Origin of the sequence: Mycobacterium hainanense, from assembly GCF_041890355.1 — a bacterium.
In the GTDB taxonomy this organism is placed as follows: domain Bacteria; phylum Actinomycetota; class Actinomycetes; order Mycobacteriales; family Mycobacteriaceae; genus Mycobacterium; species Mycobacterium hainanense.
Window position 1 is genome coordinate 976,146 of the sequence record NZ_CP169059.1, and the last position, 21,980, is coordinate 998,125.

Annotated in this window: 23 protein-coding genes and 2 pseudogenes; 15 read left to right on the forward strand and 10 right to left on the reverse strand. The window is 66.9% G+C overall.

What is annotated here, in order from left to right; genetic code table 11:
• The first annotated feature begins 99 nt into the window (after positions 1 to 99).
• Complete coding sequence (locus ACEL92_RS04675) at positions 100 to 810, forward strand: TetR/AcrR family transcriptional regulator (RefSeq protein ID WP_374024473.1); 711 nt, start codon at positions 100 to 102, stop codon at positions 808 to 810.
• On the opposite strand, the gene ACEL92_RS04680 is transcribed toward ACEL92_RS04675, so the two are convergent.
• Both ACEL92_RS04680 and ACEL92_RS04685 read right to left on the reverse strand, forming a co-directional pair.
• Positions 726 to 1,049, reverse strand: a complete 324-nt coding sequence (locus ACEL92_RS04680; protein ID WP_374026079.1) for a hypothetical protein — start codon at positions 1,047 to 1,049, stop codon at positions 726 to 728. The two genes, ACEL92_RS04675 and ACEL92_RS04680, sit on opposite strands and share 85 nt — an antisense overlap.
• A 101-nt stretch (positions 1,050 to 1,150) precedes the next feature.
• On the reverse strand, positions 1,151 to 1,897 hold the full coding sequence (locus ACEL92_RS04685) for an enoyl-CoA hydratase/isomerase family protein (RefSeq protein ID WP_374024475.1): 747 nt from the start codon (positions 1,895 to 1,897) through the stop codon (positions 1,151 to 1,153).
• A 111-nt stretch (positions 1,898 to 2,008) separates the two neighbouring features.
• Between ACEL92_RS04685 and ACEL92_RS04690 the strand changes: the two genes are divergently transcribed.
• The 5 genes from ACEL92_RS04690 to ACEL92_RS04710 all read left to right on the forward strand — a co-directional run bounded on the left by ACEL92_RS04690 (position 2,009) and on the right by ACEL92_RS04710 (position 6,030).
• Complete coding sequence (locus ACEL92_RS04690; protein ID WP_374024476.1) at positions 2,009 to 2,431, forward strand: lipoprotein LpqH; 423 nt, start codon at positions 2,009 to 2,011, stop codon at positions 2,429 to 2,431.
• Positions 2,432 to 2,515: 84 nt separating this feature from the next.
• Complete coding sequence (locus tag ACEL92_RS04695) at positions 2,516 to 3,706, forward strand: amidohydrolase family protein (RefSeq protein WP_374024477.1); 1,191 nt, start codon at positions 2,516 to 2,518, stop codon at positions 3,704 to 3,706.
• Between the two features lie 50 nt (positions 3,707 to 3,756).
• The gene (locus ACEL92_RS04700) at positions 3,757 to 5,208 is read left to right on the forward strand and encodes a FadD3 family acyl-CoA ligase (RefSeq protein ID WP_374024478.1); all 1,452 of its coding nucleotides are present in this window, start codon (positions 3,757 to 3,759) and stop codon (positions 5,206 to 5,208) included.
• Positions 5,205 to 5,831, forward strand: coding sequence for a fatty-acid--CoA ligase (locus ACEL92_RS04705; protein WP_374024479.1), 627 nt, complete (start codon positions 5,205 to 5,207; stop codon positions 5,829 to 5,831). Before ACEL92_RS04700 ends, ACEL92_RS04705 begins: the two co-directional genes overlap by 4 nt.
• A 13-nt stretch (positions 5,832 to 5,844) precedes the next feature.
• On the forward strand, positions 5,845 to 6,030 hold the full coding sequence (locus tag ACEL92_RS04710; RefSeq protein ID WP_374024480.1) for a bacterioferritin-associated ferredoxin: 186 nt from the start codon (positions 5,845 to 5,847) through the stop codon (positions 6,028 to 6,030).
• A gap of 6 nt (positions 6,031 to 6,036) precedes the next feature.
• Here the strand turns inward: ACEL92_RS04710 and ACEL92_RS04715 are convergent, their stop codons facing one another.
• Positions 6,037 to 7,782: an alpha-keto acid decarboxylase family protein gene (locus tag ACEL92_RS04715; RefSeq protein ID WP_374024482.1), complete on the reverse strand. Its 1,746-nt coding sequence runs from the start codon at positions 7,780 to 7,782 to the stop codon at positions 6,037 to 6,039.
• On the opposite strand from ACEL92_RS04715, the gene ACEL92_RS04720 reads away from it, so the two are divergent.
• From ACEL92_RS04720 to ACEL92_RS04735, 4 genes and pseudogenes are all read left to right on the forward strand, one after another.
• On the forward strand, positions 7,781 to 8,224 hold the full coding sequence (locus ACEL92_RS04720) for an SRPBCC family protein (protein ID WP_374024484.1): 444 nt from the start codon (positions 7,781 to 7,783) through the stop codon (positions 8,222 to 8,224). The two genes, ACEL92_RS04715 and ACEL92_RS04720, sit on opposite strands and share 2 nt — an antisense overlap.
• 5 nt (positions 8,225 to 8,229) lie before the next feature.
• Positions 8,230 to 9,412, forward strand: a pseudogene (locus tag ACEL92_RS04725) (CaiB/BaiF CoA transferase family protein).
• A gap of 57 nt (positions 9,413 to 9,469) precedes the next feature.
• Entirely contained in the window at positions 9,470 to 9,925 is a 456-nt protein-coding gene (locus ACEL92_RS04730; RefSeq protein ID WP_374026080.1) for an SRPBCC family protein, read from the forward strand.
• 56 nt (positions 9,926 to 9,981) lie between these two features.
• Positions 9,982 to 10,431, forward strand: a complete 450-nt coding sequence (locus ACEL92_RS04735) for an SRPBCC family protein (protein WP_374024485.1) — start codon at positions 9,982 to 9,984, stop codon at positions 10,429 to 10,431.
• Here the strand turns inward: ACEL92_RS04735 and ACEL92_RS04740 are convergent.
• A pseudogene (locus ACEL92_RS04740) lies at positions 10,427 to 11,618 on the reverse strand (pyridoxal phosphate-dependent aminotransferase); the annotation flags it as partial. The gene ACEL92_RS04735 and the pseudogene ACEL92_RS04740 sit on opposite strands and share 5 nt — an antisense overlap.
• 228 nt (positions 11,619 to 11,846) lie before the next feature.
• On the opposite strand from ACEL92_RS04740, the gene ACEL92_RS04745 reads away from it, so the two are divergent.
• Both ACEL92_RS04745 and ACEL92_RS04750 read left to right on the forward strand, forming a co-directional pair.
• Complete coding sequence (locus ACEL92_RS04745) at positions 11,847 to 13,058, forward strand: acetyl-CoA C-acetyltransferase (RefSeq protein ID WP_374024486.1); 1,212 nt, start codon at positions 11,847 to 11,849, stop codon at positions 13,056 to 13,058.
• A 4-nt stretch (positions 13,059 to 13,062) separates the two neighbouring features.
• Positions 13,063 to 15,207, forward strand: a complete 2,145-nt coding sequence (locus ACEL92_RS04750; RefSeq protein ID WP_374024487.1) for a 3-hydroxyacyl-CoA dehydrogenase NAD-binding domain-containing protein — start codon at positions 13,063 to 13,065, stop codon at positions 15,205 to 15,207.
• Between the two features lie 67 nt (positions 15,208 to 15,274).
• Here the strand turns inward: ACEL92_RS04750 and ACEL92_RS04755 are convergent, their stop codons facing one another.
• From ACEL92_RS04755 to ACEL92_RS04770, 4 genes are all read right to left on the reverse strand, one after another.
• Positions 15,275 to 15,883 carry a class I SAM-dependent methyltransferase gene (locus tag ACEL92_RS04755; protein ID WP_374024488.1) on the reverse strand — a complete coding sequence of 203 codons (609 nt, stop codon included), beginning with the start codon at positions 15,881 to 15,883 and terminating at the stop codon, positions 15,275 to 15,277.
• A gap of 20 nt (positions 15,884 to 15,903) precedes the next feature.
• Positions 15,904 to 16,053 (reverse strand): hypothetical protein, encoded by a 150-nt coding sequence (locus ACEL92_RS04760; protein WP_374026436.1) that lies wholly within the window; start codon positions 16,051 to 16,053, stop codon positions 15,904 to 15,906.
• Entirely contained in the window at positions 16,044 to 17,285 is a 1,242-nt protein-coding gene (locus ACEL92_RS04765) for an FAD-dependent monooxygenase (RefSeq protein WP_374024489.1), read from the reverse strand. Before ACEL92_RS04765 ends, ACEL92_RS04760 begins: the two co-directional genes overlap by 10 nt.
• A 74-nt stretch (positions 17,286 to 17,359) precedes the next feature.
• Positions 17,360 to 17,518 (reverse strand): hypothetical protein, encoded by a 159-nt coding sequence (locus tag ACEL92_RS04770; protein ID WP_374024490.1) that lies wholly within the window; start codon positions 17,516 to 17,518, stop codon positions 17,360 to 17,362.
• Between the two features lie 86 nt (positions 17,519 to 17,604).
• Between ACEL92_RS04770 and ACEL92_RS04775 the strand changes: the two genes are divergently transcribed.
• A complete protein-coding gene (locus tag ACEL92_RS04775) occupies positions 17,605 to 18,594 on the forward strand; it encodes an LLM class F420-dependent oxidoreductase (protein WP_374024491.1) in 990 nt (329 codons plus the stop codon).
• Positions 18,595 to 18,598: 4 nt separating this feature from the next.
• On the opposite strand, the gene ACEL92_RS04780 is transcribed toward ACEL92_RS04775, so the two are convergent.
• The gene (locus ACEL92_RS04780; protein WP_374024492.1) at positions 18,599 to 18,892 is read right to left on the reverse strand and encodes a putative quinol monooxygenase; all 294 of its coding nucleotides are present in this window, start codon (positions 18,890 to 18,892) and stop codon (positions 18,599 to 18,601) included.
• Between the two features lie 154 nt (positions 18,893 to 19,046).
• Between ACEL92_RS04780 and ACEL92_RS04785 the strand changes: the two genes are divergently transcribed.
• Both ACEL92_RS04785 and ACEL92_RS04790 read left to right on the forward strand, forming a co-directional pair.
• Positions 19,047 to 19,469, forward strand: coding sequence for a Zn-ribbon domain-containing OB-fold protein (locus ACEL92_RS04785; RefSeq protein ID WP_374024493.1), 423 nt, complete (start codon positions 19,047 to 19,049; stop codon positions 19,467 to 19,469).
• A 16-nt stretch (positions 19,470 to 19,485) separates the two neighbouring features.
• Positions 19,486 to 20,631, forward strand: coding sequence for a thiolase family protein (locus ACEL92_RS04790; protein ID WP_374024494.1), 1,146 nt, complete (start codon positions 19,486 to 19,488; stop codon positions 20,629 to 20,631).
• Positions 20,632 to 20,740: 109 nt separating this feature from the next.
• On the opposite strand, the gene ACEL92_RS04795 is transcribed toward ACEL92_RS04790, so the two are convergent.
• Positions 20,741 to 21,925, reverse strand: coding sequence for an FAD-binding domain (locus tag ACEL92_RS04795; RefSeq protein WP_374024495.1), 1,185 nt, complete (start codon positions 21,923 to 21,925; stop codon positions 20,741 to 20,743).
• Positions 21,926 to 21,980: the final 55 nt, after the last annotated feature.

Sequence of the window (21,980 nt, forward strand, 5' to 3'; positions counted from 1 at the left end):
GTAATGTCAGGGTCAAGGTCGCAACGCCCGGGCGCCGCGCTGACCTGGCTACGATTTGATTGGGTCGACACCGGAGTCTCGAGAGCATGGAGGGACGGCATGACATCTGCTTCTGCGGTCCGCCGGATAGGAGCGCCGGACGCGAAGAATCGCGGCCTGTTGCTCGACGCGGCCGAGCAGCTGATGCTCGAAGAGGGCTATGCCGCCGTGACGTCGCGCCGTCTCGCGAACAAGGCCGGGCTGAAACCGCAATTGGTGCACTACTACTTCCGCACCATGGAGGAGCTGTTTCTGGAGGTCTTCCGCCGCCGCGCCGACGAAGGACTGCAGGCGCAGGCCCAGCTGCTGCAATCGCCGCAACCATTGTGGGCGCTCTGGCGGTTCGGCACCGACCCGGCGTTCACCCGGATCTCGATGGAATTCATGGCGTTGGCCAACCATCGCAAAGACATGCGTCGCGAAATCGCTTACTACGCCGAGCGTTTTCGCGAGGAGGAGCGCAAAGCGGTAGCCGCGGCGTTGCAGCGCTACGGCGCCGAGAACGACGACGTGCCCGCGGTGGTCTGGACGGTGCTGATGAGCAGCTTGTCGCGGATGCTGGTGCTCGAGCAGGCGATCGGCATGTCCGGCGGTCACGCCGAGACCGTGGAGTTGGTCGAGAAATACCTGCGTCGCCTAGAAGGCGAGCCGCAACCCATCGAAGGTATCCCGCCGACCTGGGTGGTTCACCAGTTGCGCAGCGAGCAGAGCACGCCTTTCGGGCCGTCTTTGGATACGACGACGGCGCCGTCTACCGCCAAGTCGCAATGAAGGTTCGGCGTCCCGGGTTCCGTACCGGTGCTCGCGACGACCATCGCATAGACGTCGGGTTTCGATAGGTCCAGCTCGTAGCTCCACGGCTTGCCCGGCGCGATGTCGACGTCGACGTGCGGTGTGAACGAGTAGGGGTTGTGGCTGTAGTCGGCGAACTTAGCCGGTTCGTGGTCCAGGTAGAAGATATCGGTGTAGATCGGATTCTGCGCGGTGACGGTGTACTTGACGTGGTGCATCACCGGGTCGGCCAGGGCGTGACCGGCGCCCACGAATGAACCTGTCGCACCGATCAGCACTGCCGACAGGGCCGCGCCTCCGAGGCCCAACCGTCTGCCCGTCATCTCACTCCTCCGGCTGCCCGTCCCGCACTCGTGGTGCGGTTCATGACCCGCTCCGCGGCCCGCCAGTGTGCATCGGCGACCCATAGCCGCGCAAAGGATGCTATCGCTTCGTCGGCCGAAACCCCCCTGATTACGCGCTTTATCTCGCTCGCCGGGTGCCGGGCCAGCGACCTGGCAACCGATTGCCACCCTGCGTCGAACTCCGCGCGCGGCACCACCCGATCGACCAGGCCGATTCGTTCCGCCTCGGCCGCCGTGAGGGCGGTTCCGGTGCCGGCCAGTAACAGCGCCCTGCTCTTTCCAACGAGCGCGGCCAGCCGCTCGGCGCCGCCCCAGGCCGGCATGATCTCGAGCTCCACCTGGTTGAACGCGATCTTGATGTCGTCGGCGGCCAGCCGGATGTCGGCGGCGACCGCGACCTCGGCGCCGCCGCCGAAGGCGTGGCCGTTCAGCGCTGCGATCACAGGCGCCGGGAAGCTGGCCAATTGGTCGCATATCGCCCGCATCCGCTTGGCCATCGCCGCGGCGTCCTCTTCGGTCCGCAGTGCGCGCAGCTCCTTGAGGTCGCCACCCGATACGAAGGCCCGATCACCCGCGCCCTTGATCACCAGGGCTTTGGCGCCCGCCGCCGCGTCGAGCGCCTTCTCCAGCTGCTGCATGGTGTCCAGGGCGATGGCATTGCGCGCTTGCGGGCGATCGATGGTCAGCACCGCCAACCCGTCGTCGATCTCCAGGTCCACCATGCGTTGTTCGCTCCTCGGATGAGAACGCACGATATTGGCATCCTCTCGGTGCGACAATAACATCGTCGTCGCAGGCCGAAGGGCTATCGTCAACGAAGACAGGGGTGCTCGGTGCTGGATCGAAGCGTAGCCAGGGTCGCGGCGGCGCTGGCCGTCGCCGTACTTGCGGGTTGCGCGTCGCGACCGCCGACCCAGATCGCCAGCACGGCGTCGGTGACTGTCGACGGTAACGACCGGACCTTCCACATCGTGGAGTGCGGCCAGTTGCAGTGGACCCGGACGATCGAGATCGGCGGCAATTTCGCCGGAGCCAAGGTCGTCATCGACGAAAACGCGCAACCCGCCACGGCGGAGTCCGTGCGCATCCAGAACTTGGGCGGGTTCAGCGGAATGTACTCCCGCGGCGACGGCGGCAACGCCGACCTGAGCGTGACCGGTGACAAGTTCACCCTCAGTGGCACGGCCAACGGCTACAAGACCGACAAACCCGGTGAGCCGGCCACCGCGACCTTCAAAATCGTCGTTACGTGCTGACCGCTTGAAAGCGCGTCGGCGGGCAACGTTGCGATTCGGCGCCCGTAGAGAATAGTATTCTCGTAAATCAAGAAGGAGGATTCCATGGGCCAGTTGTCGCATCGTGAAGACGTCCCGTTTCCGATCTTTGACGCGGACAACCACCTCTACGAGCCGCCGGAGGCGCTGACCAAGTACCTGCCCAAGGCCTATAAGGATTACGTCCAGTACGTGCAGATCAACGGTCGGACGAAGATCGCCATCCGCGGCCACATCAGCAACTACATCCCCAACCCGACCTTCGAGGTCGTCGCCCGGCCGGGCGCCTGGGAGGAGTACTTCAAGTACGGGAACCCGGACGGCAAAAGCAAGCGCGAGCTGTTCGGTGAGCCGATGCGCGCGATCCCGGCGTTCTTCGAGCCCGGCCCGCGGCTGGAGAAGATGGACGAGCTGGGCCTGGACCGCACCCTGATGTTTCCGACGCTGGCCAGTCTGCTCGAGGAGCGATTGCGCGACGACCCGGTCGCCATCCACGTCCTGATCCACGCGCTGAATGAGTGGCTCGACGACGTCTGGGGCTTCAACTACCAGAACCGGATCTTCACCACCCCGGTCATCACCTTGCCGATCGTCGAGAAGGCGATCGAGGAGCTGGAGTGGGCGGTCAAGCGCGGTGCCCGCGCCATCCTGATCCGCCCGGCTCCGGTGCCCGGCTTCCGCGGCCCCCGGTCGTTCGCCTTGCCCGAGTTCGATCCGTTCTGGGAGCGGGTTGTCGAGCACGACGTGCTGGTCGGCATGCACTCGTCCGACAGCGGCTACTCCCGCTACACCTCCGAGTGGGACGGCGCCGAACAGGAAATGCTGCCGTTCCAGACCAACGCCATGGGCATTCTCAACGAGTGGCGGCCGATCCAGGACGCGGTGGGTTCGTGGGTCATCCACGGTGCGCTCTACCGCCACCCCAAGCTGAAGGTCGCGATCGTCGAGGCCGGTTCGAAGTGGATGACCCCGTTGCTTGACGGCCTGGCCGAGGTCTTCCGCAAGGCCCCGGAGGCTTTCCCGAGCGACCCGGTCGAGGTAGTCAAGAACCGGATCCACGTCAGCCCGTTCTTCGAGGACGGCATCGACGACCTGATCAGCCTCGTCGGTGTGGATCAGGTCTTGTACGGCTCTGACTGGCCGCACCCGGAGGGGCTGGCGGAGCCGACGTTCTACGTCAACGCGCTGTCACACCTGTCCGTCGACGACCAGGCGAAGATCATGGGTGGCAACCTCGGTCGACTCGTCACGGTGTGACATACCGGCCAATCGAACGCGGCCGGCGACAATGCAGAGCGCGAAGCGCGATGAGGAGGAGTCGGCCAATCGAACCTCAGTGGGAGACCATCCCCGAGATGGTCTTGAGCGCGGCGGACCGCTTCGGCGACGCGGAAGCGGTCGTCGACGGTCCGCTGCGCTTCACCTTCACCGACATTGTCCACCGGATTCGTTGTGCGGCAGGCGCTTTTGCCGAGCTGGGCGTCGACAAGGGTGATCGCATCGCGGTTTGGGCGCCGAATTCCGCGGAGTGGATCATCGCGGCCTTCGGGCTGCTCACCGCGGGCGGTGTGCTGGTGCCGGTCAACACTCGGTTCAAGGCAGAGGAAGCGGGCGACATCATCACCCGCAGCAAAGTCAAGGCCGTCCTGGTCCAGAAGGGCTTTTTGGGCCAGGACTACACGGCGCCCGCTGGCACGCCCGTCATCGATCTGAAGTCCGACTTCCTTTCCAGCGGTTCACCGTTCGAGCGAGCGGTGAGCGGCGGCGACATCGCCGACATCATCTTCACCTCGGGCACGACCGGCCGCCCGAAGGGCGCGATGATGAACCATCGCCAAACGCTGCGGATGTACCAGGAATGGGCGACGCTCGCCGACCTGCGCCAGGGTGACCGCTACCTCCAGATCAACCCGTATTTCCACACCTTCGGCCTCAAGGCCGGGCTGATCACCTCGTTTCTGCGTGGCGCGACAATGCTGCCGGTCTCGGTGTTCGATGTCGACACAGTGGTGGAACTTATTGCGCGCGAACGCGTCACGATGCTTCCCGGACCGCCGACGCTCTACCACTCCCTGCTGACCGTTGCCGACAAGTCCAAGCTGGCGACCCTACGGGCCGGCGTGACCGGTGCCGCCGACATCCCTGTCGAACTGGTCCGTCGCATCCACGACGAATTGCCGTTCCAGACGCTGATGACCGGATACGGGCTCACTGAGGCGGGCAACGTCACGCTGTCGCTGCCCGGGGATTCGTTCGAAGACGTCGCCACCACCGCGGGCGTGCCCTGCGAAGGAGTCGAGGTGCGCATCGCCGACGATGGCGAGGTGCTGGTCCGCGGCTACGGCGTCATGCAGGGCTACCTCGACGACCCGGAGGCCACCGCCGCGGCGATCGATACCGACGGGTGGTTGCACACCGGCGACCTGGGCCGCCTCGATGCGACGGGCCGGCTGCGGATCGACGGCCGCAAGAAGGACATGTTCATCGTGGGCGGGTTCAACGCCTACCCGGCGGAGATCGAGGGTTATCTGATGGAGCACCCGGCTGTGGCACAGGCCGCCGTGATCGGGGTTCCCGACGACCGCCTCGGGCAGGTCGGCAAGGCCTTCGTGGTTGCGAAATCCCAGGTTTCCGAGGATGACCTGTTGGTATGGTGCCGGGAGCGGATGGCTGGTTTCAAAGCGCCGAGATCCATCGCGTTCCTCGACGAGCTGCCGCTCAATGCGACCGGGAAAGTGATGAAGGATCAACTCCGTTGAGCGACGGCGACATTCATTCGATGGTCATCGCATCGGACTATCGTGTCCCCGACCCCAGCCGGGTATGGCCGTTGCTCGAGCGCAGAAAGGCGGCCCTGGCCGACATCGGCGCCCACCACGTGCTGGTCTACACCTCGACGCATGACCACGGCCGGGTGCTGGTGATGATCGGCGTGCACAGTCGCGAGCCGATCGTCGAGCTGCTGCGCTCGCGCGTGTTCTTCGAATGGTTCGATGCGGCCGGCGTCGACGACATTCCCGCGGTGTTCGCCGGCGAGATCGTCGACAGGTTCGTCCCGGAGCCACCGGCGAGTCCGCAGGCGCCCGGCGTCGTCGTCGTCGCCATCGCGTCGGTCCACGATGTGTCGACGCTCACCGCCGAAATGGCCTCGGCCGCGGACAGATTCGTCGCGGCGGGCATCCGCAAGATGTGGATCTTCCAGGCCTTCGACGACGAGCACGAGGTGCTCATCATGTCGGAGCTGCCCGACGAAGAGAGCGCGCGACGCTGGATCGACCATCCCGATGTCGCGGCCGAGTGGATGGCCGGCGCGGGAATGGGTGCCTACCCTCCGCTATTCGTCGGCCGATTCACGAACATGATGCGCATCGAGGCGGACTGAGCGGCCCGCTGGAATGTTCGTGTGCCTGTGTAACGGAGTCACCAGCCAAACGGTGACCGAGGCGGTGCAGGCCGGGGCATGCACCACCAAGGACGTCGCCCAGGCCTGCGGGGCCGGCGCCGACTGTGGGCGCTGCCGGCGAACCGTCCAGGCGATGCTGCGCTCAGCGGATCCGAACGGCGCCCCGAGCCGGTCCTGACGCGCCTTATCGGCGAACGCTGCCGTCCGGTGACATCGGCTGGACGAGTTCCTCCAGCAGCGGCGGGATTTCGAGCCGCGGCAGCACCACCTCGACGAGCACCATGCTGTCCCGGTGCTGTGCTGCGGCGGTCAGTGCGTCGTCGAGCTCACCGTAGGTCCGCACCCGAAACGCCAGGTGATCGGCGACCCCTAGCGCGTTGGGGATCTCGGTCCACTTCCAGTTCACGATGTCGTTGTAGGGCGCGGTTTCTCCGTGGATGGCCCGTTCGACGGTGTAGCCATCGTTGTTGACCACCACGATGACCGGGGACAGCCCTTCCCGCGAGAAGTTGCCGAGCTCTTGGACGGTCAACTGCGCGGCGCCGTCACCGATCAGCAACACCGTGCGCCGGTCCGGATGTGCCACCCCAGCCCCCAGCGCCGCGGGCAGCGTGTATCCGATTGAGCCCCAGAGCGGTTGGCCGATGAACGTCACACCCTGGGGCAGGCGGTGGTCGGCCATGCCATAGAACGAGGTGCCCTGGTCGGCGAGGACGACGTTGCCCGGTGTGAGGGCCACGCAGAGGCGGTCCCACAGCATCTCCTGCGTCAGCGGTTGATCATGCGGCGGGGGCGGGGGCAAGGCCTCGGCGGGCGGCGAGGCCACGGCCGGCGACGTGATCGCGCGCCGGGTCAGGATGGTGGCCAACGCCTCGAGTGCGGCGCCCATCTCCAGCGGGGCGAAGACCTCGCCGGCCACGGTGCTCTGATACTGACCGACGTCGACGGTGCGCGCCGGGTCGATGCGCTGGCTGAAGAAGCCGCTGACCATGTCGGTGAACACCACGCCGGCGGTCACCAACACCGGCGCCTCTTCGATCGCGGTGCGCACCGCGGGGGCGCTGGCCGACCCGGCGTAGATCCCCAGGTAGTGGGGTGAGCTTTCGTCGAGCAGGCTCTTACCCCACATCAGCGTCGCGTAGGGCACCACGTCGGCCGCCAGCAACGCCTCGAGTTCTTTGACCACCTGCAACCGGTGCACCAGCAAGTCGGCCAGCACGGTCAGCTGGTGGTCATCGATGAGCTCGGAGGCGGCCTCGACGAACATCGACAGCGCGCGCGGACTGGTGCCGCCGGTGTAGCGGGGCAGTGGGGCGCCGGGCGGTTCGGTGGGGAAGCGGGCCACGTCGGTGGACAGCAGGATGTAGCCGGGCCGCTTCTGCTCGCGCACCTCGGACAGCACCCGGTCGATCTCGCGGCGGGCGGTCGCGGGCATCAGGTTGGCCTGGGCACAGGTGATCTCGCGACTCACGCGAAGGAAATGTTCGAAGTCGCCGTCGCCGAGCGAGTGGTGCAGCGCGCGCCGGGTGCCCTGTGCGTCCTTGGACGGGCCGCCGACGATATGCACGACGGGCACCTGCTCGGCATAGCTGCCCGCGATCGCGTTGGCCGCCGACAGTTCACCCACGCCGAAAGTCGTTACGACCGCGGACATTCCGCGCAGCCGACCGTAGCCGTCTGCGGCGTAGCCGGCGTTCAGCTCGTTGGCGTTGCCCACCCAGCGGATCCTGCGGTGGGCGACGATGTGGTCGAGGAACTCCAGGTTGTAGTCACCGGGAACGCCGAAGATCTCGGTGACGCCGAGTTCGGCGAGGCGGTCCAACAGGTAGTCACCGACGGTGTAGACGGGCTGGTGGTCAGGCACAAGCACGACGGTACCTCGGTCGAATTCATTCCGGGGGGCACGCCGCTTCAGTATCGTGCGGGCCATGGCACTCAAAGAATCCCGCGACATCGTCATCGAAGCCAGTCCGGCGGAGATCCTGGACGTCATTGCCGATTTCGAGGCGATGCCCGAGTGGTCGGAACCACACCAGAGCGCGGAGATCCTGTCGACCGCTGACGACGGGCGGCCCAGCCAAGTGAGGATGAAGGTCAGGGTCGCCGGGATCACCGACGAACAGGTGGTTGCCTACACCTGGGCGGCCGACGCGGTGAGCTGGACGCTGGTGAGCTCCTCGCAGCAGAAGGCGCAGGACGGCAAGTACACCCTGATACCGCAGGGGGACGCGACGCTGGTCAAGTTCGAGCTGCTCGCGGACCCGAATGTGCCACTGCCCGGCTTCGTCCTGAAACGGGCAGTGAAGGGGACGATCGATTCCGCCACCAAGGCGCTGCGCGAGCGGGTGCTGAAAGTGAAGAAGGGGCGCTAGTCGCGGTGGGCGGCGGCGGCCCCCTGGCCGGGGTGAAGGTTATCGAGCTCGGCGGAATCGGCCCGGGCCCACACGCGGGGATGATGCTTGCCGACCTAGGCGCCGATGTGGTGCGGGTGCGGCGGCGGCGTGGCGATCGCGAGCGCGGCGAAGCCGGGCGAAGCGGGTCGCCACCAAGCAGGCGTGGCGATCGCGAGTGCGGCGAAGCCGGGCGAAGCGGGTCGCCACCAAGCAGTCGCGACGATGCCGGCCGAGGACCGGGATCTGCTGCACCGCGGTAAACGCATCGTCGACCTGGACGTCAAGACGCAGCCGGCGGCGCTGCTCGATCTCGCCGCGAAGGCCGACGTGCTGCTGGACTGTTTCCGGCCGGGAACCTGCGAGCGACTCGGCATCGGTCCCGACGAGTGCGCGGCGGTCAATCCGCGCCTGATTTTCGCGCGGATCACCGGCTGGGGGCAGGACGGGCCGCTGGCCCGGACCGCGGGCCACGACATCAACTACCTGTCGCGGACCGGCGCGCTCTCCGCGCTGGGTTACGCCGACCGGCCCCCGATGCCGCCGCTGAACCTGGTCGCCGACTTCGGGGGCGGCTCGATGCTGGCGCTGCTCGGAATTGCCGTCGCGCTCTACGAACGCGAGCGTTCGGGCCGGGGGCAGGTCATCGACGCGGCGATGGTGGACGGCGTCAGCCTGCTCGCCCAGATGATGTGGACCATGAAGTCGACTGGGGCGCTGCGGGACCGGCGCGAGTCGTTTCTGCTCGACGGGGGCGCCCCCTTCTACCGCTGCTACGAGACCGCCGACGGCAAGTACATGGCCGTCGGCGCCATCGAGCCACAGTTCTTCGCGGCGTTGCTGGCCGGGCTCGGCCTGTCGGCCGACGAGGTTCCCGGCCAGCTCGACGTCGCCTCCTACCCGCAGATGTACGACGTCTTCGCGAAACGTTTCGCCGGCCGGACCCGTGACGAGTGGACGGCCACCTTCGCCGGCACGGATGCGTGCGTCACCCCGGTGCTGACGTGGAGCGAGGCCGCAGCCGACGAGCACCTGAGGGCACGCTCCACGCTGATCACCGCCGACGGCGTCGACCAGGCCGCGCCCGGCCCCCGCTTCTCGCGCACCCCGGCGGCACCGGTCGGGCGGCCGCCGGCGGCCACTACGCTCCTGACCGAAATAGATTGGTAAGCCGCGTTTTACGCCGAACCGATCCGCCTGCGGGCCGACGTTGCTAGGTTGAACTCAGTGGCCGTAAAAGCATCACGCGAATTTGTCGTTGACGCGCCGCCCGAAGTGGTCATGGAGGCGCTGACCGATGTCGGCGTCCTGTCATCGTGGTCGCCGCTGCACAAGAACATTGAAGTGATCGACCGTTATCCCGACGGTCGGCCCCACCACGTCAAAACCACCATCAAGATTTTGGGGCTCGTCGACAAAGAGATTCTGGAATATCACTGGGGACCCGACTGGGTTGTTTACGACGCCAAAGGGACTTCCCAGCAGCACGGTCAGCACGTCGAGTACAACCTGACGCCCGAGGGTGTCGACAAGACGCGGGTGCGCTTCGACGTGACCGTGGAACCCGGTAGACCGATGCCCGCCTTCGTCGTCCGCCGGGCCAGCGAAAGCGTCCTCGACTCGGCGGTAAAGGGATTATGCGAATTGGTAAAGCGCGTCAATGGTGCAGCCGAGTCGGAATAGTCGGCGGCTCGCATTTTGCTTTCGGGACCGCCTGAGCGCTTGCTAACTTATTCGCAGTGGCCGTTCAAGCATCGTCGGAAATTGTGATCGACGCGCCCCCGGAGGTGATCCTCGAGGCGCTGGCCGACATGGACGCCGTGCCGTCATGGTCGTCGGTGCACAAGCGGGTGGAGGTCGTCGACAAATATCCCGACGGGCGCCCCCACCATGTGAAGGTCACCATCGCGGTGACCGGCATCCACGACACCGAATTGCTCGAATACCACTGGGGTCCGGACTGGATGGTGTGGGACGCCGCCAGGACCGCCCAGCAACGCGGTCAGCACGGGGAATACAACCTGAGCCGCGTGAGCGACGACAAGACGCGGGTCCGGTTCACCATCACGGTCGAACCCTGGGCGCCGCTGCCCGAGTTCTGGGTCAACCGGGCGCGCAAGAAGATCCTGCACGCCGCGCTGGAGGGCCTGCGAAAGCGGGTGACCGAGGGCTACGGCCCGGCCGAGTAGCCGGCCGGTCACCGCAGGACGGCCAACCGCCTGATCGCCTCGTCGAGGGTGTCCTCGCGCTTGCAGAAGGTGAAGCGCACCAAGTGATTCCACACTTTGGCTTGGGCCGAGGCGTGCGCGGCGGCGGGGTCGCAGAACGGCGACAGCGGAATGGCGGCCACCCCCGCCTGCTGCGGAAGTGCCGCGCAGAACGCGGCGCTGTCGTCGTAGCCCAGGGGCCGCGGGTCGGCGCACAGGAAGTACGTGCCCGCGCTGTCGTGCACCTCGAAGCCGATCTCGGACAGCCCCGCGGCCAGCCGGTCGCGGCGGGCCTGCAACGAGGCGCGCAGCTCGGCGACCCACGCGTCCTCGGTGTCGAGCGCCAGGGCGACGGCCGGCTGGAACGGCGCGCCGCCGACGTAGCTCAGATATTGTTTGGCCGCCCGCACCCCGGCGATGAGTTGTGCTGGGCCGCAAGCCCATCCGATCTTCCAGCCGGTGCAGTTGAACATCTTGGCCGCGCTGGAGATGGTGACGGTGCGCTCGGCCATGCCTTCGAAGCCGGCCAGCGGCAGGTGCCGGTGGTGGTCGAACACCAGGTGTTCGTACACCTCGTCGGTGATCACCAAGAGGTCGGCGGCGACCGCGACCTCCGCGATGGCGGTCAGCTCGGCGGCGCTGAGCACCGTGCCGGTCGGGTTGTGCGGCGAGTTGATGATCAGCGCGCGGGTGCGTGGCGTCACGGCCCGGCGCAGCGCGTCGGCGTCCAGGGCGAAGCCGCGGCCGTGGGGGACCAGGGGGACGGCCACCCGGTGCGCGCCGGCCATCGCCAGCACGGGCGAGTAGGAATCGTAGAACGGTTCGACGAGGAGGACCTCCGAGCCGGGCTCGATCAGGCCCAGCACCGCGGACGCGATGGCCTCGGTCGCCCCGACCGTCACCAGCACCTCGCTGTCGGGGTCGTACTCGATGCCGAAGTGCCGTCGCCGCTGGGCGGCGATGGCGTGCCGCAGCGACTCCACGCCGATGCCCGGGGGGTACTGGTTGTTCCCCTCGGCGATGGCATCTTGGGCGGCCTTCAACATGGCCGCGGGGCCGTCCTCGTCGGGGAAGCCCTGGCCCAGGTTGACCGCACCGACGCGCGCGGCCAGCGCCGACATCTCGGCGAACACCGTGGTCGCGTATGGACGCAGCCGCGACACCGTCATGCTGGTCGAGCTTAGGGTGCCGTCCTGCTCGAGCGTCACGCCAGTGTGACGCCCGCGGGCCGCGGCCACGCTGGCGTGACGCTCGCGAGCGGGAGATCGCCGGGCTCGGCGGACGGGACCAGCGGCGATCGGCCCAACCAACAGGTTGGCCGGGCACTTTGTTAGGGTGCGGTATCCGGACCTACCTTTGATACGGATCCGAAACCCACTTGTGAAGAGGAACTCGACATGTCCGAAGAAGCCTTCATCTACGAGGCCATCCGCACGCCGCGCGGCAAGCAGCGCAACGGTTCGCTCAACGAGGTCAAGCCGGTCAACCTCGTGGTTGGCCTGGTCGACGAGCTGCGCAGGCGTAACCCCGACCTCGACGAGAACCTGATCAGCGACCTGATCCTGGGCGTGGTGTCGCCGGTCGGCGACCAGGGCGGCGACATCGCCCGCACCGCGGCCCTGGTGGCGGGGCTGCCCGAGACCACCGGCGGCGTGCAGCTCAACCGCTTCTGCGCCTCCGGCCTGGAAGCCGTGAACACCGCGGCACAGAAGGTGCGGTCCGGCTGGGACGACCTGGTGCTGGCCGGCGGTGTCGAGTCGATGAGCCGCGTTCCGATGGGCTCCGACGGCGGCGCGTGGGCGACCGACCCCGAGACCAACTACCGGATCGGCTTCGTGCCGCAGGGCATCGGCGCCGACCTGATCGCGACCATCGAGGGCTTCTCCCGCGAGGACGTCGACGCCTACGCGCTGCGGTCGCAGCAGAAGGCCGCCGAGGCCTGGTCGGGCGGCTACTTCGCCAAGTCGGTGGTGCCGGTGCGTGACCAGAACGGTCTGGTCATCCTGGACCACGACGAGCACATGCGGCCCGACACCACCATGGAGGGCCTGGCCAAGCTGAAGACCGCGTTCGACGGCATCGGCGAGATGGGCGGCTTCGACGACGTGGCGCTGCAGAAGTACCACTGGGTGGAGAAGATCAACCACGTCCACACCGGCGGCAACAGTTCCGGCATCGTCGACGGCGCCGCGCTGGTGCTGGTCGGCTCCGAGGCCGCGGGCAAGTCGCAGGGCCTGACCCCAAGGGCGCGCATCGTCGCCACCGCGACCAGTGGTGCCGACCCGGTCATCATGCTGACCGGCCCGACCCCGGCCACCCGGAAGGTGCTCGACCGCGCCGGGCTGACCGTCGACGACATCGACCTGTTCGAGCTGAACGAGGCGTTCGCATCGGTGGTGCTGAAGTTCCAGAAGGACCTCAACATCCCCGACGAGAAGCTGAACGTCAACGGCGGCGCCATCGCGATGGGCCACCCGCTGGGCGCCACCGGCGCCATGATCACCGGCACCATGGTCGACGAGCTCGAGCGCCGCAACGCGCGTCGCGCGCTGATCACGCTGTGCATCGGCGGCGGCATGGGTGTCGCCACCATCATCGAGAGGGTTTAAGACCATGGCAGAGAACACCATCGTTTGGGACAAGGACGACGACGGCATCGTCACGCTGACGCTCGACGACCCCACCGGGTCGGCGAACGTGATGAACGAGCACTACAAGGAATCGATGCACAAAGCCGTCGAACGCCTTGTGGCGGAGAAGGATTCGGTCACCGGCGTGGTGATCACCAGCGCCAAGAAGACGTTCTTCGCCGGCGGCGACCTCAAGAGCATGATCACCGCCGGACCCGAGGACGCCGGTGACGTCTTCACCGAGGTCGAGGACATCAAGCGCGACCTGCGCACCCTGGAGACCTTGGGCAAGCCGGTCGTGGCCGCCATCAACGGCGCCGCGCTCGGCGGCGGCCTGGAGATCGCGCTGGCCTGTCACCACCGCATCGCCGCCGACGTCAAGGGCAGCCAGCTGGGCCTGCCCGAGGTGACGCTGGGCCTGCTGCCCGGCGGCGGCGGGGTGACGCGCACCGTGCGGATGTTCGGCATCCAGAACGCGTTCATGAACATCCTGTCGCAGGGCACCCGCTTCAAGCCCGCAAAGGCGAAGGAGATGGGGCTGGTCGACGAGCTCGTCGGCTCCGTCGAGGAACTGGTGCCCGCCGCCAAGGCGTGGATCAAGGCGAACCCCGACTCGCACGAACAGCCCTGGGACAAAAAGGGTTACAAGATGCCCGGCGGCACCCCGTCCAGCCCCGCGCTGGCCGGCATCCTGCCGTCGTTCCCGGCGCTGCTGAAAAAGCAGCTCAAGGGCGCGCCGATGCCCGCGCCGCGGGCCATCCTGGACGCGGCCGTCGAGGGCGCGCAGGTGGACTTCGACACCGCCACCCGCATCGAGAGCCGCTACTTCACCCAGCTGGTCACCGGCCAGGTCGCCAAGAACATGATCCAAGCGTTCTTCTTCGACCTGCAGCACATCAACGGCGGCGGGTCGCGGCCCGAGGGCATCGAGCCCGTCAAGATCAACAAGATCGGCGTGCTGGGCGCCGGCATGATGGGCGCGGGCATCGCGTACGTGTCGGCCAAGGCCGGCTTCGACGTGGTGCTCAAGGACGTCAGCATCGAGGCCGCCCAGAAGGGCAAGGGCTACTCGGAAAAGCTTGAGGCCAAGGCGCTTGAGCGGGGCAAGACCACCGAGGAGAAGTCCAAGGCGCTGCTGGACCGCATCACGCCGTCCGCCGACCCCGCCGACTTCAAGGGTGTCGACTTCGTCATCGAGGCGGTTTTCGAGAACCAGGAACTCAAGCACAAGGTGTTCCAGGAAATCGAGGACATCGTCGAGCCGAACGCGCTCCTTGGATCGAACACCTCGACGCTGCCGATCACCGGTCTGGCGACCGGGGTCAAGCGTCAGGAGGACTTCATCGGGATCCACTTCTTCTCACCGGTGGACAAGATGCCGTTGGTCGAAATCATCAAGGGCGAGAAGACTTCCGACGAGGCGCTGGCCCGCGTGTTCGACTACACGCTGGCCATCGGCAAGACCCCGATCGTGGTCAACGACAGCCGCGGTTTCTTCACCAGCCGCGTCATCGGCACCTTCGTGAACGAGGCGCTGGCGATGCTGGGCGAGGGCGTGGAGCCCGCGAGCATCGAGCACGCCGGCTCGCAGGCCGGCTACCCGGCGCCGCCGCTGCAGCTTTCCGACGAGCTCAACCTGGAGCTGATGCACAAGATCGCCGCGGCCACCCGCAAGGGTGTCGAGGACGCCGGCGGCACCTACGAGCCGCATCCAGCGGAGGCGGTCGTTGAGAAGATGATCGAAATCGGCCGCCCGTCGCGGCTGAAGGGCGCGGGCTTCTACGAGTACGTCGACGGCAAGCGCACGCGCCTGTGGCCGGGCCTACGGGAGACGTTCAACTCCGGCAGCGCTGAGATCCCGTTGCAGGACATGATCGACCGCATGCTGTTCGCCGAGGCGCTGGAAACCCAGAAGTGCCTCGACGAGGGCGTGTTGACCTCGACCGCCGACGCCAACATCGGCTCGATCATGGGCATCGGCTTCCCGCCGTACACCGGTGGCAGCGCGCAGTTCATCGTCGGTTACCAGGGTCCGGGCGGTATCGGCAAGGAGGCCTTCGTGGCGCGGGCGCGCGAGTTGGCCGCCAAGTACGGCGACCGGTTCACCCCGCCGGACTCGCTGACGTAGGGTCACTGGTCGCGAAAGCCCCCGAAGCGCTTGTCTTCGGGGGCTTTTGCGTTGCCGTCGCAACTGGTTATGTGTCGCGGCGTTGGAAGAGGTAGTAACGCGCCGGCGTCTTCTCGGCGCGATCCAGCTCGCGCTCGTCGCCGGCCGACAGCATTGTCCACGTGGGCGCGAAGCGTCGTTCCATCTCGGTGTGGTCGACGCCCCGCACCCCCACCCGACCGCCCGGAACAAAAGCGACGATCAGCAGCCGCGCTCCGGGGGCTGCCACGGCGCTGATCTCCCGGACATACGCGTCGCGATCGGCGTCGCTCATGTTGTGCAGGCAACCGTTGTCGACGATCAGCTCAAAGTTCGCGCCGATGCCGATCCGGCTCAACTGTGTGACGTCGGCCTGGACGAAGTCGACCGCCGCGCCGGCGGCGCCGGCCTTGGCGCGTGCCTGCTCGAGGGGCTTTGCGACGAAGTCGACCGCGGTGACCGTCCAGCCGTGCTGGGCGAGATAGATCGAGCAGTCACCGGTTCCGCACCCGACTTCCAGGGCCGCGCCCGGGGCGAGCGCCGGCGTGTCGGCCGTTCCCTCGACCAGGTTCCGCAGGCTCTGCGCGAGCGGGTGACCGTCCCAGGGGGTGAAGCCGATGCGATAGAAAATCCGAAACAGGGTGTGCTTGGAAGCCATGGCCTTACAGTAGGCGTCGGCTAGAGGGCGGCGGCGATTCGGCGCCATTGCTCGCGTGGAAGCGCGTTCGGATCCTCCAACAGCACTTGCACGCACACGTGGTCGGCGGATTCGAGCGGATCACCGTATCGCAGCTGACTGCTCCAGATCCCCACACCGGCTAGTTCCATCGGCGGTTGTTTCTTTCGTTCGCTTGGAGGTCGGTCGCGCTGTAGTCGGGTACCCGCATCGAGTCGTGCATTCGGACGCCTTTGGCATTCAGTTTGGCCAGCGACCGTGACAACGAACCGGGCATCGCCGAAGCCAGTTGCGCTCCCCGGGTCAACGCCCACACCCCGAGCCGCGACCCGGGGATGATTCCCTTGGCGGCGCCGCGGGCGAACGCGCGGCTCTGATGCACCGGCTGGCGCATCTGCAATTCATAGGCGGAGAACGCGCGCAGGAGGTCGCCGTCCGCCTGGGCGAGTTCGCCGGCCAGCACGTAGGCGCCGAGCACCGCGAGGCTGGTGCTGCCGCCCACCGCGGGGCCCGGGCAGTATCCGGCGTCGCCGACGAGGGTGACGCGCCTGCGTGACCACCGGTCCAGTCGCAACTGGCTGATGGAATCGAAGTAGAAGGCGGGCGTGCGGTCGACTTCGGCCACCCATCCGTCCACCTGCTCGTGCATGTTCGCAAACGCCGCGCGCAACAAGTCCTTCTGCCGCAACGCATCCCGGTGGTCGTAGTCGAGCTCACGGTCGCTGCGGAACAGGAATACGGCGCGCGCGTCGTCGAGGTGCTCGGCGGTGTAGATGGCGGCGAGGCGCCCGACGCCGACGTGGCAGGTCATCTCGCCGCGGCCGGCGAGAGCCTTGGGTGCCGACACCACCGCCAGATAGCCACCGAGGAACCGGGTGAGGGCGGCTTCGTCGCCGAAGGTCAGCTGCCGGACGTTGGAGTGCAGCCCGTCGGCACCGACGACGACGTCGAACCGCCGAACGGGGGCATGCTGGAACGTCACCTCCCCGTCGTGGTCGATCGAGGTGATCGTGTCACCGAACAGGTACTCGACGTCGTCGCGACCGGCGGCGTAATAGATTTCGCTGAGGTCGTCGCGCATGATCTCCACGTGCCGGTCCGACGTGGCGGCGTAGATCTTGCTGAGGTCGATCTGAAGGGGCCGCGCGCGGCCTTCCCGGTGCATGACCATGCGGTTCGTTCCGGTGGCGAGCGCTTCGATCCGGGGCAACACGCCCATCTCGGCCGAGATCTCCATCGCGGGACGGAACAGGTCGACGGCGTGGCCGCCGGTCTTGCGCAGCGTGGACGCGCGCTCGACGACGGTGACGTCGAAGCCATGACGGGTCAGCCAGTAGGCCAGCACGGGGCCGGCGATGCTGGCACCGGAGACCAGTACACGCATGCCGACCTCCCGCTAGCTTGACGATGGGTAAGCCTAGCGGGCGGTTGGGCCTTTGCCGATCGCTCGGGACGGCGTCAGGCCGTGCTCTGGTCTTGGGCGTTCTGCGTGAAGATGTCGCCGGAGGTCTGACCGTTGTCGTTGACGAAATTGGTGTCATCCGTGGCGAAGGCGAGGGCGGCGACGATCGCGGCGCACGCGAAGATGGCCCGGAAGGTGGGCCCGACGGTTGTCATGCATCAGGTCTACGGCTGCAATCTCAGCGGCCGCTGGGCGTGACTTATCGATCCGTTGTGAACAGTTGCGGCTAAAGTCCAGTGCTATGCGCTTCGGTCTCTTCATCCCGCAAGGCTGGCGAATGGATCTGGTCGACATCGAACCGGACCGGCACTGGGCGGTGATGCGGGACCTGGCGACCTATGCCGACCACAGCGCGTGGGATTCGCTATGGGTCTACGACCACTTCCACACCGTCCCGCTGCCGACCAGTGAAGCCACCCACGAGGCGTGGTCGCTGATGGCCGCGTACGCGGCGGTCACCTCGCGGATCAAGCTCGGTCAGATGTGTACCGCGATGAGCTACCGCAATCCGGTGTACCTGGCCAAGGTCGCTGCGACCGCCGACATCATCTCCGGCGGGCGCATCCAGATGGGCATCGGCGGCGGCTGGTACGAACACGAATGGCGCGCTTACGGTTACGGGTTTCCGTCGGCGGGCGTCCGGCTGGGCCGGCTGGACGAGGGCGTGCAAATCATGCGGGACGCCTGGCGCGACGGCAAGGTCAGCTTCGACGGTAAGCACTACCAGGTCGACGGCGCGATCGTGTCCCCCAAACCCCTGCAGGACAACGGGATTCCGCTGTGGATTGCCGGCGGAGGCGAGAAGGTCACGCTGCGCATCGCCGCGGAATACGCGCAGTACACCAACTTCACCTCTGAACCCGAGGCATTCGCGCACAAGTCCGAAGTCCTGGCCCAGCATTGTCAGCGGCTGGGTACCGACTTCGATGCCATCGTGCGTTCGGCCAACTTCAACGCCGTTGTCGGAACGTCGGACGCCGATGTGAAGGACCGGCTCCTGCGGGTCCGCGACCGCCTTGCTCGCTATGTGCCCGAGGCGGCCGCGAATGCGATGCTCGCCCCCGGCGGCGGACCCGATTCGGCGACGGGCACGCCGGAGCAGGTGATCGAGCGGTTGGCCGAGCTGCGCGACCTCGGCTGCGAATACGCGATCTGCTATTTCCCCGAGGCCGCTTACGACCGCTCCGGCATCGAGTTGTTCGAGCGCGAGGTGATTCCCGCCCTGAGTTAGCGCGTCAGACGTCGGAAGTGGCGTACCGCTTCTTGACGGGGGGCGCGGCGAGCAGCGGCGGCAACTCGGTCAGTCGGCCGTCGCCGGCGCGGAAGGCGCGGTAGGCCTCGTCGTGTTCGACCGTGTCCCACAGCTCGTAGATCAGCCAGTGGGCCGCGTCGTCCTCGTCGACCAGCACGTCGGTGCGAAGGTTTCCGGCGAAGGCCCGGGTGTCCCGCAACGCCCGGCCCATAACGTCGCGCGCCTGCGGCACCGAGTCAGGCTTGAACTGCAGTTCGAGTATCACGGTGACTGGCATGGTCGTCTCCTTGGTCGCGACGGCGATCCCAACATATCTGCCGGGCCGGCACCCGGGCCGGCCACCAAACATGAGAATGCGGTTTCCAGTTTTCGGAACGCTGTTATACCGTTCAGTGAGCAGCATTCTGTTGGCGCTTCCGGAGGATTCCCTGATGCAAAAGGCACTCGCCCCCGAGATCTCTACCTGGCCCGATGAGAGCCCACAGCTGATCGGCAGCCGGTGCGGCAGTTGCGGGGCCACCACCTTCCCGGTCCAGCAGTGGTGCCCGCGCTGCAGCCTGGGGGAGATGACCGACGTGCTGCTGCCGCGCCGCGGAACACTGGTCGCGTGGACCACCCAGGGCTTTCCGCCGGGGGCCCCGTACGCCGGCCCGACGGGCAAGGACTTCGTCCCGTTCGGCGTCGGGCTGGTCCAGCTCGACGACGTGATTCGAGTCGAGGGTCGGTTGACCGAGAACGACCCGGCCAAGCTGCAGTTCGGTCAGGAGGTCGAGCTGACCATGGTCCCTCTCACCACCGATGAAGAGGGCAGCGAAATCATGACCTTCGCTTTCCAGCCGGTCGCCACCACCTAGCAAGAGGGAGTCTGAGATGACCAACGATGTCGCCATTATCGGCGTGGGCTTGCACCCGTTCGGCCGGTTCGATAAGACCGCGATGCAGATGGGTGCGGAGGCCATCCAAGCCGCGCTGGCCGACGCCCGGGTGGACTGGAAGGACATCCAGTTCGGCTTCGGCGGCAGCCACGAGGTGTCCAACCCGGACGCCGTCACCCGCCTGGTCGGGTTGACCGGCATCACGTTCACCAACGTGTTCAACGCGTGCGCCACGGCCGCCAGCGCCATCCAGCAGACGGCCGACACCATCCGGCTGGGCAAGTACGACATCGGCATCGCCATCGGCCTGGACAAGCACCCCCGCGGCGCGTTCACCGACGACCCGGCCAAGCTGGCGCTGCCGCAGTGGTATGCCCAGAACGGGCAGTTCGTCACCACCAAATTCTTCGGGATGAAGGCCAACAAATACCTGCACGACCACAACATCTCGCAGGCCACCCTGGCCAAGGTGGCCGCGAAGAATTTCCGCAATGGTGCGCTGAACCCGAATGCCTTCCGGCGCAAGCCGATTTCCGAGGAGGAGATCCTCAACTCACCGGTCCTTAACTACCCGCTCACGCAGTACATGTTCTGCGCGCCCGACGAAGGGGCCGCCGCGGTCGTCATGTGCCGGGCCGACATCGCGCACAAGTACACCGACAAGCCGGTGTATGTGCGCGCCTGCGAAATCCGTACGCGCCGCTACGGCGCCTACGAGGTGCACGCCACCTTCGCCCCGCTCGACGGCGACGTCTCCCCGACGGTGTACGCGGCCAAGGCGGCCTACGAGGCCGCCGGGATCGGGCCCGAGGATGTCGACGTGGCCCAACTGCAGGACACCGACGCCGGCAACGAGGTGATCCACATGGCGGAGACGGGCCTGTGCGCCGACGGCGAGCAGGAGAAACTGCTGGCCGACGGCGCGACCGAGATCCACGGCTCGATGCCGGTCAACACCGACGGCGGGTTGATCGCGAACGGCGAGCCGATCGGGGCGTCGGGGCTGCGGCAGATGCACGAGCTGGTGCGGCAGCTGCGTGGCGAGGCGGGGGAGCGTCAGGTGCCCGGCAATCCGCGCGTCGGCCTGGCGCAGGTCTACGGCGCACCGGGCACCGCGTCGGCGACCATCCTGTCGCTGTAGTTCACCGCTTCGCCGCCGGTCCGGGACCATGCGTGCGTCCCGGAATTTGATATCGCCGGTGATATCAAATCCGGCGAGCGTCATATCGTCGAGAGCGCTGGGCACACGGCTATGCGGCGTATTCGGGCAATGCGATGTCGTCGCGGAACTCGCTCCGGACGATCCGGTCGGCCAACCGCGGAATGTTCAACAGCCTTGACCCCTGATTGCGGATCCATAGGCCCGGCAACGTTTTCGGCGCGAACATCGAGGCGAATGCGCGCGCCGACCGCTGTCTTGCCTCGACGATCGGACGCAGCCGTCGCTCGTAGCGACGAAACGCCGCCGCGTGATCTGCTCCGGCGCGGTTTAGTTCGCCCGCCAATATGTAGGCCTCTACCATCGCCAGCCCCGTCCCTTCGCCCGCCAGCAAGGAAACCGCGGCCGCGGCGTCACCGATGAGCGCCACTCGACCGTCCGACCAGCGATCCATGACAATTTGGCTGGTGCGATCGAAGTAGACGTCGGAGGCGCCGTCGAGTTGGCGCAGGATCTCCGCGCATTCCCAGCCCGCGTTGCCGAAGACCTGATGCAGGATTGCCTTGGCTTGCGGTACATCTCGTGGATCGGGGCCGCGCATGTGATCGGAGGTGAAAACGAAAAGGAACATGGTCTTCTCGCCGCGCATCGCGAATCGGGCGATCATCCGGCCCGGCATCGTATAGGCGATGTAGACGAGCTCGTCTCGCGGCAGATAACCCTCGGCTTCGAATGCGGCGACTCGGTAGCCGAGGTCGGTCTCGAATCGGGATTGGGAGCCGAATACCAAGCCCCGCACGGGCGAATGGATGCCACCCGCACCGATGAGCAGATCGAACTGCCGTAACCCGCCGCCGTCGAGTGTGACCCGTATCCCGCGGTCGTTTTGCTCGATCGCCGAAACGCTTTCACCGAACAACGTTTCGGCCCGGCTGTCGATGGAGCGATAGATCATGGCCGACAGATCACCGCGGGCCACCGTGACGAACCGGCCGCCGACGTTCCGCCGGAACGATTCGGCCGCAAAGCCGCCCACACGCCGCGAATGCCGGTCCACGAGTCGCACCTCGCGCACCGCATAACCCGCGGCGTGCAACTCGGCGGTCAGTCCCATGCGTTCGGCGACGGTATACCCGCCGCCCCAGAAGTCCACGACATAGCCGCCGGTGCGCAGTCGCGGCGCCTTCTCGATCAAGGTTGGCTCGTGGCCGTACCGGGAGAGCCAGTACGCGAGCGTGGGGCCGGCGATGCCGGCGCCGACAATGCCGATTCTCATGGGCCCATCTCTCAGCAGCGAGCTGGACCTACTATAGCACTAGGAAACAGTTGCA